The organism is Rhizobium sp. NFR12, from assembly GCF_900108545.1.
GTDB lineage: Bacteria > Pseudomonadota > Alphaproteobacteria > Rhizobiales > Rhizobiaceae > Neorhizobium > Neorhizobium soli.
In genome coordinates this window covers 114508-128095 of record NZ_FNWM01000001.1, presented here as the reverse complement: position 1 = coordinate 128095, position 13588 = coordinate 114508, and the positions used below count along the sequence as shown (strand labels likewise).

The 13588-nt window shown below is 61.6% G+C and carries 14 protein-coding genes; 4 read left to right on the top strand and 10 right to left on the bottom strand.

Translation table 11 applies throughout. The annotated features are described in order from the left end of the window. Positions 1–60: 60 nt before the first annotated feature. Positions 61–891 carry an EamA family transporter gene (locus BLW69_RS00560; protein WP_092659253.1) on the top strand — a complete coding sequence of 277 codons (831 nt, stop codon included), beginning with the start codon at positions 61–63 and terminating at the stop codon, positions 889–891. Positions 892–906: 15 nt separating this feature from the next. Here BLW69_RS00560 and BLW69_RS00555 read toward each other — a convergent pair whose 3' ends face one another. Then, entirely contained in the window at positions 907–1458 is a 552-nt protein-coding gene (locus BLW69_RS00555) for a L,D-transpeptidase family protein (protein WP_092659251.1), read from the bottom strand. A 123-nt stretch (positions 1459–1581) separates the two neighbouring features. Between BLW69_RS00555 and BLW69_RS00550 the strand changes: the two genes are divergently transcribed. Further along, entirely contained in the window at positions 1582–2262 is a 681-nt protein-coding gene (locus tag BLW69_RS00550) for a response regulator transcription factor (RefSeq protein WP_062462280.1), read from the top strand. Positions 2263–2286: 24 nt separating this feature from the next. Continuing rightward, the gene (locus tag BLW69_RS00545) at positions 2287–2742 is read left to right on the top strand and encodes a cyclic nucleotide-binding domain-containing protein (RefSeq protein WP_092659249.1); all 456 of its coding nucleotides are present in this window, start codon (positions 2287–2289) and stop codon (positions 2740–2742) included. A gap of 12 nt (positions 2743–2754) precedes the next feature. Here BLW69_RS00545 and BLW69_RS00540 read toward each other — a convergent pair whose 3' ends face one another. The 6 genes from BLW69_RS00540 to tesB form a co-directional block, all read right to left on the bottom strand. Continuing rightward, positions 2755–3558: an exodeoxyribonuclease III gene (locus BLW69_RS00540; RefSeq protein WP_092659247.1), complete on the bottom strand. Its 804-nt coding sequence runs from the start codon at positions 3556–3558 to the stop codon at positions 2755–2757. 111 nt (positions 3559–3669) lie between these two features. Next, on the bottom strand, positions 3670–4329 hold the full coding sequence (locus BLW69_RS00535; RefSeq protein ID WP_092659245.1) for an outer membrane lipoprotein carrier protein LolA: 660 nt from the start codon (positions 4327–4329) through the stop codon (positions 3670–3672). A 93-nt stretch (positions 4330–4422) separates the two neighbouring features. After that, positions 4423–7104 (bottom strand): FtsK/SpoIIIE family DNA translocase, encoded by a 2682-nt coding sequence (locus BLW69_RS00530; protein ID WP_092659243.1) that lies wholly within the window; start codon positions 7102–7104, stop codon positions 4423–4425. 224 nt (positions 7105–7328) lie between these two features. Next, on the bottom strand, positions 7329–8690 hold the full coding sequence (locus BLW69_RS00525) for an ammonium transporter (RefSeq protein ID WP_062462266.1): 1362 nt from the start codon (positions 8688–8690) through the stop codon (positions 7329–7331). A gap of 28 nt (positions 8691–8718) precedes the next feature. After that, on the bottom strand, positions 8719–9069 hold the full coding sequence (locus tag BLW69_RS00520) for a P-II family nitrogen regulator (protein WP_062462263.1): 351 nt from the start codon (positions 9067–9069) through the stop codon (positions 8719–8721). 210 nt (positions 9070–9279) lie between these two features. Further along, complete coding sequence (tesB, locus tag BLW69_RS00515; RefSeq protein ID WP_092659241.1) at positions 9280–10167, bottom strand: acyl-CoA thioesterase II; 888 nt, start codon at positions 10165–10167, stop codon at positions 9280–9282. A gap of 114 nt (positions 10168–10281) precedes the next feature. Here tesB and BLW69_RS00510 point away from each other — a divergent pair, with 114 nt between their 5' ends. Continuing rightward, the gene (locus BLW69_RS00510; RefSeq protein ID WP_092659239.1) at positions 10282–11496 is read left to right on the top strand and encodes a ubiquinone biosynthesis hydroxylase; all 1215 of its coding nucleotides are present in this window, start codon (positions 10282–10284) and stop codon (positions 11494–11496) included. A gap of 26 nt (positions 11497–11522) precedes the next feature. On the opposite strand, the gene BLW69_RS00505 is transcribed toward BLW69_RS00510, so the two are convergent. From BLW69_RS00505 to trxA, 3 genes are all read right to left on the bottom strand, one after another. Then, positions 11523–11711 (bottom strand): Trm112 family protein, encoded by a 189-nt coding sequence (locus BLW69_RS00505; RefSeq protein ID WP_062581585.1) that lies wholly within the window; start codon positions 11709–11711, stop codon positions 11523–11525. A gap of 14 nt (positions 11712–11725) precedes the next feature. Continuing rightward, the gene (locus BLW69_RS00500; protein WP_062462253.1) at positions 11726–12400 is read right to left on the bottom strand and encodes an LON peptidase substrate-binding domain-containing protein; all 675 of its coding nucleotides are present in this window, start codon (positions 12398–12400) and stop codon (positions 11726–11728) included. A 162-nt stretch (positions 12401–12562) separates the two neighbouring features. After that, entirely contained in the window at positions 12563–13576 is a 1014-nt protein-coding gene (trxA, locus tag BLW69_RS00495) for a thioredoxin (RefSeq protein ID WP_062581583.1), read from the bottom strand. Positions 13577–13588: the final 12 nt, after the last annotated feature.

The window sequence follows — 13588 nt, the reverse complement described above, 5'->3', positions numbered from 1 at the left end:
TACGGCAATGCCTGTCTGCCCGCTCCGTCCTTTGCCGCGCGCCTGAAGGATCGCCAAGCAATGAGCCCGACTGTCATCGCGCTGGCGCTTACCGCCGCCGTCATGCATGCCAGCTGGAATGCATTCCTGCGCTCGGGCGCCGACAGGCTATGGTCGATCACCGTGATGGGCATCACGGGCATTCTCGCCGCTCTCCCGGTCATGCTGTGGTTTCCATGGCCGACGGCCGCAGGCCTCGGGTTTATCCTCGCCTCATCGATGCTGCAGGTGGCCTACAGCATCTTCCTCGTCTTCGCCTACCGGCTGGGCGACCTCGGACAGGTCTACCCGATCGTGCGCGGCTCCGTGCCGCTTCTGGTGTCACTCGGCGGCTTCCTGATGATGGGACAAACGCTCACCTCTTCCCAGATTCTCGGCGTCATCCTGGTAGCGGCTGGCATCATGAGCCTCTCGACCGGCAGCCAGCGCGCGCCGACCACGTCCATTTTGTGGGCGCTGCTGACCGGCCTAATCATCGCCACCTACGCGACGGTTGATTCCATCGGCGTACGCTATCTGGCCGATCCGGGTGCCTATGCCGCCTGGGTGCTGTTCACCTATGGCGTGCTTCTGATTGTCGCGTATACGCTGATGCGGGGCCGCTTGCGCCTGGACATCCGCGAGCGGGAAACCCGCAAGGCCCTGCTGGCCGGCATCTTCGTGCTGATCGCCTATGGCGTCGTCATCATCGCCTACTCCATGGGACCTGCCGGTCCCATCACCGCAATCCGCGAAACGAGCGTGGTCTTCGCGATGATCATCGGCAGGCTGTTCCTCGGCGAGACACTCACACCGAAGCGCATCGTGGCCGGGCTCATCGTAGCGGCCGGTGCGATTGCCATCGGCCGGTAGCCTATCCCAGCACCCTCACCCCAGCACCCGCACAAGCGTCCCCTTGCGCAGAAACGGCAGCAGCCGCTTCATGTCGCGCGGGTGAACCGCGACGCAGCCGGCGGTGGGCTTGTAACCCGGGCGGATCAGGTGGAAGAAGATGGCCGAGCCGCCGTGGCGCTTGCGCGAGGTGATGTTCCAGTCGAGCACGAGGCAGATATCGTAGAGTTCGTCTGCCCGTTGCATCTCCTCGTGAGAGGGTTTGAACGGGGCCTTCACCAGGCGGTTGTAGGCCGGGTGCTTCGGCTCGTCGCACCAGAGCATGTCGCGGCCGATGCGGCGAAGCGGAAGCCGCGTGGCCGGCACCGAAAGACGGTCGCCGCGGATGAAGCCGCTGATGATCCGCATCGCGGCAATCGGCGTTCCCCCGTCGCCTTCCCGCTTGAACGCCGTCGTCCCGGATCGCCCCAGCGCTGCCTGAACGGTGATCCCGCCGCATGTCACGATGGCACGCCGGCGGTCACGCGGCGCGGTACGAACCACGACGACGGGTCCGGTTTTGTGATCTTTCTCGAGAAAACGATGCATTTCACTCACAAGGTTTTGCTTTGAATATGATTTCGTTTGAATTCATAGCGGGTTGGGTTTTACATCGAAGATCCCTAGATACGTCTTACAAACGCAATAGGCGCTACGGAAGGCAAGAACTGCATGGCGAGAACGATACTGCTGGTCGATGACGACGATGATCTGCGCGAGACCCTTGTGGAGCAGCTCGGCTTCTACGACGAATTCTCGATCCTGCAGGAAGCCAATGCAACCAAGGCGGTCAATACCGCCAAGGCGACCCAGGTCGATCTGCTGATCATGGATGTCGGCTTGCCGGATATGGACGGCCGCGAGGCGGTCAAGGTTCTGCGCAAGAACGGCTTCAAGGCCCCGATCATCATGCTGACCGGCCACGACACCGATTCCGACACGATCCTCGGCCTCGAAGCCGGCGCCAACGATTATGTGACGAAGCCGTTCCGCTTTGCGGTTCTGCTTGCGCGTATCCGCGCCCAGCTTCGCCAGTACGAACAGAGCGAGGACGCCACGTTCACCGTCGGCCCCTACCTGTTCAAGCCGAGCCAGAAGCTTCTGACCACGGACGATGGCAAGAAGATCCGTCTGACCGAAAAGGAAGCGGCGATCATCCGCTATCTCTATCGCGCAGGGCTGAAGGTCGTCACACGCGATATTCTTCTGGAAGAAGTATGGGGCTATAATTCCGGCGTTACAACGCATACACTGGAAACCCATGTCTATCGTCTGAGACAGAAGATCGAGCGCGACCCCTCGAATGCTGAGATTCTGGTGACGGAAAACGGTGGATACAAGATCGTACCTTAACCCCGAAGACCGCAAACCCGTAAAATGGCACTGTCCGACGATATCCGGCTTCTGTCGCAAGTGCCGCTTTTCAGGGAACTGGATGGCGACCAGCTGCGGCTGATTGCGTTCGGGGCGGAACGACGCTCGACATCCGGCGGCCAGGAGCTGTTTCGCGAGCGTTCCCCCGCCGAATCCGCCTTCATCGTCTACAAAGGCAGTTTCGACCTCTACTCGACCACCCGCGACGGCACCGTTCGTCTCGACAAGACGGTCGGGCCCGGCACGCTTCTATCCGAGCTCGCGCTGGTGACCATGGTCGAGCGCAAGTTCACGGCAATCGCGGCCGAAGATTCCGAAACGCTCAGGATCGGCAGATCCCTGTTCGAGCGCCTGCTGGAAGAATATCCCCAGGTCGGTCGTCTCATCGAAAACCGCATCCGCGACAACATCGTCAGCCTCGCCAAGGCAGCACTCGCCATGCAGCACCGGTTCCGCTGAGATGACTGCTCCTTAGAACTTGAACACTGCCGTCACCGGAACGTGGTCCGATGGCTGGGTCCAGCCTCGGGCTTCCTTCAGCACCTCGATCCGGTCGAGAAACGGGCCAAGGTCCGGCGATGACCAGATATGATCGAGACGGCGACCCTTGTTGGCGGCTTCCCAGTCCTTGGCGCGGTAGCTCCACCAGGTGTAGATCTTTTCCGGCTCCGGCGTGTACTGGCGCATCAGGTCGAGCCAGCCGCCCTTGGAGATGATCTCCTTCATGCCCTCAGTCTCGACCGGCGTGTGACTGACGATCTTCAGAAGCTGCTTGTGCGACCACACATCGTGCTCCAGCGGCGCGATATTCAGATCGCCGACGAGGATCGACGAAATGCCGGGCGTCGCATCGGCCTGCAAAACCTTCATCTCTTCGACGAAATCCAGCTTGTGGCCGAATTTCGGATTGATCGTCCGGTCCGGCTCGTCGCCTCCCGCAGGCACGTAGAAATTATGCACCCGGATGCGCCGGGTACCCGTCCCGAAAAGCGCCGAGATGTGCCGGGCATCGCCGACATTGCAGTAATTCTGGCGGTGATCTTCCGACAGCGGGATCCTCGAGGCGATGGCGACGCCGTGATAGCCCTTCTGGCCATGCACGATGATATGCTCGTAGCCGAGGTCTCTCAGCGGCTGGTAGGGAAACTCAGGCTCCTGGCACTTGATCTCCTGCAGGCAGAGAATGTCCGGCTGGTTGCGGGTAATGAACTGCTGCACGATCGGCATGCGAAGCCGGACCGAGTTGATGTTCCAGGTGGTGATGGAGAATGTCATGCCTGCCCTCGCTGATGGGCATCACCTCTAGGCAATTTCGCAAAGCAGGAAAAGCAAAAAGGGCCGCGTTTCCGCAGCCCTCAAAAAGCGATCTGTCTCGGCGGATGGGTCTTACTTCACCTGATCGTAGGGGATGGTGAACACTCTCTCGTCCATCGCCACGCCGTTGCGGACGTTATAGACCATCACGGACGTATCCTTGTTCTGGGCGTCGGTGATCGTCCACTGGCGAAGGTCGAAGGTCTTGGTGTCGAACATCATGGTGATGGTCGAATCGCCGAAGATCGACTTGTTGCCGAGCACGATCGTCGTCAGGTCGGTCTCTTCACGCACGCTGCGCACGGTCGCGGATGTCAAATCGATGCGCTCGGACAAGAGCAGGCTGAGCGGCGTCTTCGACAGCGGGTAGATATCCCAGGTCTTGAGCTTGACGTTGCCCACGACCACGTTGCGGCCATCGGCAATCACGCGCAGCGGCGACGGATCCTCGAAGTTGAAGCGCAGCTTGCCGGGGCGCTCGATAAAGAACTTGCCGCCGGTCTGTTCGCCGCGTGGCCCGAACTGAACGAACTCGCCCATCATCGTCTTCACCGACGAGAAATGGTCGGCGATCCGCTGAGCCGAGGCACCGGCTGCGGCCTGCGCCAGAACGGGCTTTGCCGCTCCCGCAACCAGCAGCCCGGCAACACCGCCGGCAAGGCCGAGCGAGAACTGGCGACGGCCGAGCAGTCCGGTCACGCTTTTGGAAAGAGTGGTCTTTTGTTCTGTCATTCTGGTCTCCTTCCGTGTTTCTGTTGTGGAAACACGGCGTCTTGATGGCCGCTTGCGCCGGATCACGAACCCCTGAAGACCGCTTTACCGGCCTTACCGATCCAGTACATCCGCTTCGGTCGGCACGAGGATCTCGCGCTTTCCGGCGTGGTTGGCCGGGCCGATCAGGCCCTCCTGCTCCATCCGCTCGATCAGCGATGCCGCACGGTTGTAGCCGATGCCGAGACGGCGCTGGATGTAGGATGTGGAGGCCTTGCCGTCTTTGAGCACCACCGCCACCGCCTGGTCGTAAGGATCGTCCGAGTCCGAGAGGTTGGAAGTGCCGGCAGGTCCTGCGCCCTCGCCATCCTCGTCGTCATCAGCCGTGATAGCTTCGAGATATTGGGGCGACCCTTGAGTTTTCAAGTAGGCGACGATCTCTTCGACCTCGGTATCGGAGACGAAAGGCCCGTGGACACGCTGAATCCGACCGCCGCCCGCCATATAGAGCATATCGCCCTGACCCAGCAGCTGTTCGGCACCCTGTTCGCCGAGAATGGTACGGCTGTCAATCTTCGACGTGACCTGGAAAGAGATACGGGTCGGGAAGTTGGCCTTGATCGTGCCGGTAATGACATCGACCGAGGGGCGCTGCGTCGCCATGATCACATGGATGCCGGCCGCACGCGCCATCTGCGCCAGACGCTGGACAGCGCCTTCGATATCCTTGCCCGCTACCATCATCAGGTCGGCCATTTCGTCGATGATGACGACGATATATGGGATCGGCTGCAGGTCGAACTCTTCCGTCTCGTAAACCGCCTCGCCGGTCTGGCGATCGAAACCAGTCTGGACGGTACGGGTCAGAACCTCGCCGCGTTCCATCGCCTGCTCGACGCGCGAATTGAACCCGTCGATATTGCGCACGCCGATCTTCGACATTTTCTTGTAGCGCTCTTCCATCTCGCGGACGGTCCATTTGAGCGCAACGACAGCCTTCTTCGGATCGGTGACAACCGGAGACAGGAGATGCGGGATGCCGTCATAGACGGAAAGTTCGAGCATCTTCGGGTCGATCATGATCAGGCGGCACTTCTCCGGCGTGTAGCGGTAGAGAAGCGAGAGGATCATCGTGTTGATCGCAACCGACTTACCCGAACCGGTGGTACCGGCCACGAGAAGATGCGGCATCTTGGCGAGATCGGCGACAACAGGCTCGCCCCCGATCGTCTTGCCGAGTGCCATGGCAAGCTTTGCCTTGCTGGTTTCGAAATCCTTCGAGCCGATCATTTCGCGCAGATAGACGGTTTCGCGAATTCGGTTCGGCAGCTCGATCCCGATCGCGTTGCGGCCGGGAACGACCGCGACACGGGCAGCAATGGCGCTCATGGAGCGGGCTATATCGTCGGCAAGTCCGATCACGCGGGACGACTTGATGCCCGGCGCAGGTTCCAGTTCGTAGAGTGTCACGACAGGGCCCGGGCGGACGTGGATGATCTCGCCCTTGACGCCGAAATCCTCCAGCACGCCTTCCAGCATGCGGGCGTTCTGCTCCAGCGCGTCAGCCGACAGCGAAGCATCGCGGGCAATCGCCTTTGGTTCGGCAAGCAGGTGCACGGAGGGCAGTTGGAACCCGTCGGCAGAGATGAACGAGCCCTGCGCATCGCGACCGACGCGGGCGCTGGGCTTGGGAGGCGGTGCCGCCGGGACGACGCGCGGAGAGCCGTTGCCAGCAGATTTCGACCCGCGCGCGGCCGCGAAATCCTCATCGTGGTCGGCAAGGATCCCGGCCGGGCGACGTGGATTGTCTGCCGTATCGAGCGACGAATCATCGTCGTCATCCTCGTCATTGGAGGACATCGGCGGTGCCGAGACGATCCGGCGCGGCGACAGGACCCGCTCCGGTGCGCCATCGAGCGACGGCTCCATCCGGCCTCTGCCACCGGCAGAGTCCTGCTTTGCACGCACCGGCTCGTTGAGAGTGCCGAATTCATCGTCGTTGAAATCGTAGGGCTGGTCGAAACCGACGCGCGACCGCGGCTTGGCACCGGTCAACCGGCGCAGGCGTGCCTGAGCGATATACCAGTAATGTGCCAGCGCGCCGAACGCCAGGAAGCCCCCGAAGAGGCCATTGTCGTCGCCGTCCTCATCCTCTTCCTGACGGTTGCGCGCGGAGACGGCGGCCACGGGCGCATCGTCGTCATCGCTTTCCGTCTCGACGGCTTCGCCGACAAAGCCGGACGCAAACAGCATCAGCCAGATGCAGGGAATGGTAAAGATGCAGCCGAGTACGGTTGCGACCATGCCCGTCGGATAGGCGCCGACGAAGAGAGCCGGGAAGCGCAGGATCATGTCGCCAATGACGCCGCCGATGCCGTTCGGGATCGGCCAGGTCGCCGGCGCCGGAAAGCAGCCGAGCGTCGCCGAGGCGAGAAGCGTACCGCCGCCCCATGCTGCAAGCCGCGCCGGAATGCGATCGTAACGACGCCCGGAAATCAGAGCGAGCGCCAGGGCAAGGATTGGAAGCAGCGCAAAGATGCTCGCAAGTCCGAGGAACTGCATCATCAGGTCGGCGAAGGCTGCGCCCGAAAAGCCGAGGATATTGGCAGGCGGGTTGTCGGTGGCGTAGGAGAAACTCGGATCTGCGACATTCCACGTGGCAAGGGCTGCCACCGCCAGCGCCAGCAGCGTGAAAATGCCAAAGCCTGTCAGCGCGAGCGCCTGTCGCCAGACAAAGGCCGTGAGTACCAGGCGGGTGGATCGATTTGCCATAGCCGCCGAACTGCTTCTGCCCATCTTGTCTGCCCGCCGTCCTGAAAAACCGCCTGTTTCATGAACCGGCAGGTTTCGGCCGGTCACGCAATTCCAGGCAGAATACCCCCGCGATGGTTAACGCGACTTTAACCAAGATTGATCGGCTGGAATTCGCTTGGCAAAACGCAAAAGCCCGGACCAGAGGCCCGGGCTTGAGTGATGGTCATCAGAGATTGACGCTGCCTTCGAGAGGCAGTTGCAGCCTCTTACGAGTGGTAGGCAGCTTCGCCGTGCGACGCGAGATCGAGACCTTCGCGTTCTGCTTCCACGGTGACGCGCAGGCCGACGACGAGATCGACGATCTTGTAGATGACCAGCGAGCCGATACCGCACCATGCGATGGTGACGAGAACGGCATAGACCTGGGTCATGAACTGACCGCCCATCGTGACGCCTTCGGCATAGCCGATACCGCCGAGCGAGGCGGATGCGAAGATGCCCGTGGCAAGAGCGCCGAACAGGCCGCCGATGCCGTGGACGCCGAACACGTCTGCCGTGTCGTCATAGCCGAACTTGTTCTTGATGACGGCAACGAAGAAGTAGCACAGCGGCGAGACGATCAGGCCCATGACGATGGCGCCCATCGGACCGGCAATGCCGGCAGCCGGCGTGATGGCGACGAGACCGGCGATCATGCCCGAGACAGCACCGAGCAGCGAAGCCTTGCCGCGGGTGAAGGTTTCGACGACGCACCAGGAGAGGACGGCTGCAGCGGTTGCAACAAAGGTGTTGACCGTTGCGAGCATTGCGCCGCCCGAAGCTTCGAGGTTGGAGCCTGCGTTGAAGCCGAACCAGCCGACCCAGAGCATTGCAGCGCCGACCAGCGTCAGCGTCATCGAATGCGGAGCCATCATGTCCTTGCCGTAGCCGGTGCGCTTGCCGACCATGATCGCACCGATCAGACCTGCAAGACCTGCATTGATGTGAACGACGGTGCCGCCGGCAAAGTCAAGCGCGCCCCAGCCGAAGATCAGGCCGTTTGCGTCCCAGACCATGTGGGCGATCGGGAAGTAGACGAAGGTAACCCACAGGATGCAGAACAGGATCGAAGCCGAGAACTTGATGCGCTCGGCGAAGGCGCCAATGATCAGTGCAGGCGTCAGAGCCGCAAAGGTCATCTGGAACATCACGAAGATGAATTCCGGAATGACCACGCCGTCGGAGAAGGTTGCAGCCGTCGAGTCCATGTTGACACCCGACAGGAACATTTTCGCCGTACCACCCCAGAAGGCGGAGGTGCTGCCGCCGAAGGCAAAGGAATAGCCGTAGGTGACCCAGATGATCATGATGGCGGCGCCGGCAACGGTGCACTGCATCAGGACCGACAGCATGTTCTTGGTGCGGACGAGGCCGCCGTAAAATAGGGCGATGCCCGGCATCAGCATGAACAGCACGAGAAGCGTGCAGATGAACATGAACGCGGTGTCGCCCTTGTCGGCAACCGGGGCCGCGGCCGCGGCAGCGACTGCCGGTGCGGCAGCGTCCTGCGCAAAGGCGACGGCGGGCGCGGCGAAGGCCGCAGCCGCGGCACCGAGGCGCCCGAGAGTGGAAAATTTGGTGAATTGCATAGCTTGAAGACTCCCCTGTCAGCCGTTCTTACAGCGCTTCAGTATTGGTTTCGCCGGTGCGGATGCGCACGGCCTGCTCGATCGAATAGACAAAGATCTTGCCGTCGCCGATCTGGCCGGTCTTGGCGGAAGAGGCGATTGCTTCAACGGCTTTTTCGACGAGGTCGGTCGGAACCGCGATCTCGATTTTCAGCTTCGGCAGGAAGCTGACCGCATATTCCGTCCCACGGTAGATTTCCGTGTGTCCCTTCTGGCGTCCGTAGCCCTTTACTTCGGTCACGGTAAGGCCCTGGATACCGACAGCGGTGAGGGCTTCGCGCACCTCATCCAGCTTGAATGGCTTGATAATGGCCATTACAATTTTCATCTGGCTTCCCATCCTTTGTTGCTCGGCTCGGGGCCGATTCTCCTGGATCACTGCCTGATCAAGAGCAGCGACTGACATGACACATTCAAGGGTCATGCCAGTTTGAGAAGCCAGATTAAGCTATTGATAAGAATGACCCTTTCAGAACGTCGCCAAATAACGGGCAACGCGCCGGCCAAATTTCGGCGAAAACTTGTGCAGTTTTCTCAAAATGCCCAAATATTATTCATTTGCTCTTTTACGAATCAAACCTTCTTGCGCGACGGATGCGACGAGCTCGCCGGATCGACTGTAGATTGCGCCGCGGGTCATGCCGCGCGCGCCGGATGCGCTGGGACTGTCCTGCGAATAGAGCAGCCAGTCGTCGAAACGGATCGGACGGTGGAACCACATCGCATGGTCGATACTCGCGGCCTGGATGGTTGGATCGAAGATCGAGGTGCCGTGCGGATAGAGAGAGGCATCGAGAAGCGTCATGTCGGAGAGATAGGCAAGCAACGCCGCCTGGATCGTCCGGTCGTCCGGCACCGGGCCGGTGGTCCTCACCCAGATATCCTGGCGCGGCTCCAGCTTCTCCTTGGACAGATAATGCGCAAGCGATGTCGGCCGCATCTCGATCGGACGCTCGCGAGACCAGTAGCGGCGCACGGCTTCGGAGCCGTGCTTCAGGAACATCTTCTTGAATTCGCTTTCCGGCATCAGCTCTTCCGGCATGGCGACGGGCGGCATCGACATCTGATGGTCGTAACCGCCTTCGTCGATCTGGAACGAAGCGGACATCGAAAAGATGGCATGCCCATGCTGGATGGCGACAATCCGTCGCGTGGTGAAGCTCGACCCGTCCCTGATTCGCTCCACTTGGTATATGATCGGCACCAGCGGATCTCCAGGCCGCAGGAAATAGGCATGCAGCGAGTGCACGAAGCGATCGCTGGCGACCGTCCGCTGTGCCGCAACCAGCGCCTGGCCGATCACCTGTCCGCCGAACACTCTCTGCCATCCCGTGTCGGGGCCGGTCCTGCCGCGAAACAGGTTCTCCTCCAGCTTTTCGAGGTCGAGTACGGTCAGCAGTGCGCTGATGGGATCGATTGGGGTAGAAGAACTCGACATTAAGACGGACTCCGGCGGTAGGAAGCGGGCACTTGATGATCTATATCTAAGGCTAAGCGTTTCGAGCTCAAATGGAAACGCCACGAAGTGTTTGACGTGCTCGGGAGTTTTGCAATGCTGGACATGCTGGTTGTGGGTGGTGGTTATGTGGGCCTTGCGGCGGCGGTCGCGGTCAAGCAGGCGACGCCGCATCTGGAGGTCCAGGTCGTCGAGGCCGCACCGGCCGGTGTCTGGGAAAAGGACGAGCGCGCCTCCGCGATCATCGCGGCCGCCAGCCAGATGCTCGACATCCTCGGCACCTGGGACGAAATCTTGCCGCACGCCCAGCCGATCAACCGGATGATCGTCACCGACAGCCGGACATCCGATCCGGTCCGCCCGGTCTTTCTCACCTTCGACGGCACGATCCAGGCAGGCAGGCCGTTTGCCCATATGGTGCCGAACGTCGCGATGGTGCGCGCCCTGCGCGGTGCCGCCGAACGGCTCGGCGTATCGATCCGTCACAGCCTTTCCGCCACCGGCTTCGAGACGACCGCAACGCATACGACCGTGAAATTTTCCGATGACTCGACCGAGGAAACCCGCCTTCTCGTTGCGTGCGACGGCGTGCGCTCAAAGCTGCGCGACATGGCCGGTATCCGCACTGTCAACTGGACATACGACCAGTCCGGCATCGTCGCGACGGTTGCCCATGAACGCGACCACGAAGGCGTGGCGGAAGAGCATTTCCTGCCGTCCGGCCCGTTCGCCATCCTGCCGCTCACCAACAATCGCTCGTCGCTGGTCTGGACGGAGCGCACCGATGCCGCCGAGCGCCTGATGGCATCGGACGACCTGATCTTCGAGGAAGAGCTGCAGCGGCGCTTCGGCCACAAGCTGGGCGAGATCCGGCTGGTCGGTGGTCGCAAGGCCTATCCGCTTAGCCTGACCCTGTCGCGCGCCTTCGTCGCACCGCGCTTCGCGCTTGCCGGCGATGCCGCCCACGGCATTCATCCGATCTCCGGCCAGGGCCTCAACCTCGGCTTCAAGGATGTGGCAGCGCTTGCCGAGACCGTCGTCGAGGCGGATCGCCTCGGCCTCGACATCGGCTCGCTCAATGTGCTCGAGCGCTACCAGTCGTGGCGGCGTTTCGATACGTTCCGGATGGGTGTGACGACGGATGTGCTGAACCGGCTGTTTTCAAACGACGTCACGCCGATCCGCATCGCCCGCGATTTCGGCTTGGGCGTCGTGGAGCGGCTTCCGAAGATCAAGGATTTCTTCATCGGTCAGGCCGCCGGAACGACGGTGAAGGACAACCCGAAACTGCTGAGCGGCCGATCGATCTGAAGGTTGCTCACGGCTCGATCTGAAGGCTAGTCCTCGAGCTTGCGGGCTTCCGACATGAGCATGATCGGGATCCCGTCGCGGATCGGATAGGCAAGGCGCGCGCCTTGCGACACGAGCTCGTTGTTTTCGCGATCGAGTGACAGCCTGCCCTTGGTCAGCGGACAGACGAGAAGATCGAGCAGTTTCGGATCCACCTTGCTGAGTTTTTCGTCCATGACCGGCCTTTGCCCTACTGCAGCACGTTCGCTGTCCCGGATCCCTGCGCAAGCAGGATCTCGGTGATTGCGATCAACGTATCAGCCCGGCTCTTCAGATCCGGTGCCTCCAGAAGCGCCTGCTTCTCGGCAGGACCGAAGGGCGACATCATCGACAGCGAATTCACCAGCGTCCGGTTTCCGGCCCGCTCGATGCTTTCCCAGTCCGCCTCCAGCTTGTTGGCGTCGAGATAGGCCTTGAAGACCCGCAGCAGTTCCGGCCGGTTGACGGCTTTTTCGTCATCCTCGTCGGTCAGATCGGACAGGAAAGGCGCGTGTCTGAATTTGCGGAACGGATGGCCGCCACCGATCTCATCGAGCAGCCTGAAGCGGCAGATCCCGCTGAGCGAAATGATGTAGCGGCCATCGCCGGTTTCGGCAAAGGACGTGATCCGGCCGGCGCAACCGATCGACGACAGCGCCGAGCGCCCGCCGCCGAGCGGCTCGTCCGGTTCCATCAATGATGGCTGCACGATGCCGATCAACCTGTCGCCCGCAAGCGCTGCATCGAACAGGGACAGATAACGCGGCTCGAAGATATTGAGAGGAAGCTGGCCTCCCGGCAGGAGCAAAGCCCCAGTCAGCGGAAAGACCGGGATCGTTTCCGGAAGATCCTCCCGCTTCAGATAGCGCGCGTTTCCCACATGCATTGGTCCGATACCTCCCAGACCACATTCACCGGACAAAAATGTCTGTCCGAATCTGGCCGTTGTCCAAACCTGGCCGTTCAGCCAAACCTATAAAACTAATGTGGGGCATCGTCGCCGGAACGCAAGGCTGCGATCCGGCTTAGCGATCAATCGGCAACACAATCAGGAGAACAGGATCGACGAAAGGCGGCGGCGCCCGGAAATCGTAGCCGGATCTTTCGGGCCCCAGACCTCGAAGAATTGCAGCAGCTGGCGGCGCGCGCCATCGTCGTCGAACGTGCGGTCCTTGCGCATGATGGTCAGCAGGTGATCGGCCGCCTTTTCGCGTTCGCCCTGGACGTTGAGGATCTTGGCGAGGCTCACGCGGGCCTCGTGATCGTCGGGGTTGGCGGCAAGCTGCTGCTCGAGTGCGACAGGGTCACCCAGCTTGCGGGCTTCCTCGATCTGCTCCAGCTTCTTGGCGACCGCCTGTATTGCGGGATCGGCAGCCATCTCTTCGGGCAGGGAGGCGAGCATCTCGCCGGCGCGGGCCGTTTCGCCCATGCCGATCAGGCACTGCATCATGCCGGCCGCAGCCTTGGGGTTTTCCGGGTCGGCCTGCAGAACGGCGCCGTAGAGCTGTGCGGCACCCTGGATATCGTCCTGTCCGAGCAGGGTTTCCGCATCGCCGAGCACCGCCTCGATCTCGGCCGCCTGGTCCATGCCCTCTGGACCTGCGACCTTTTCGATGAACTCGCGGATCTGGCTTTCCGGAATGGCACCCATGAACCCGTCGACCGGACGGCCATCGGCAAAGGCGATCACGGCCGGGATCGACTGGATCCCGAGCTGTCCCGCGATCGAGGGATGGTCGTCAATGTTCATCTTGACGAGCCTGACGCGACCCTGGGCTTCGTTGACGACCTTTTCGATGACGGGCGTCAGCTGCTTGCACGGACCGCACCAGGGCGCCCAGAAATCGACGAGAACCGGCTGGCTGCGCGATGCCTCGATCACGTCCTTGCCGAAGCCTGCGGTCGTCGTGTCCGAGATATAGCTACCGGCAGCAGCAGGGACAGAGGAAGCCGCGGGCGCTGGGGCCGCAGCAGGCGTCGAACCGAAGTTCACCGTCGCGTTCTGGCCACCGTAGTTACCGGCGCCGTAGGAGCCACCATAAGGATTGTTCGTGCCGCTCATGAAAGTGTTCTC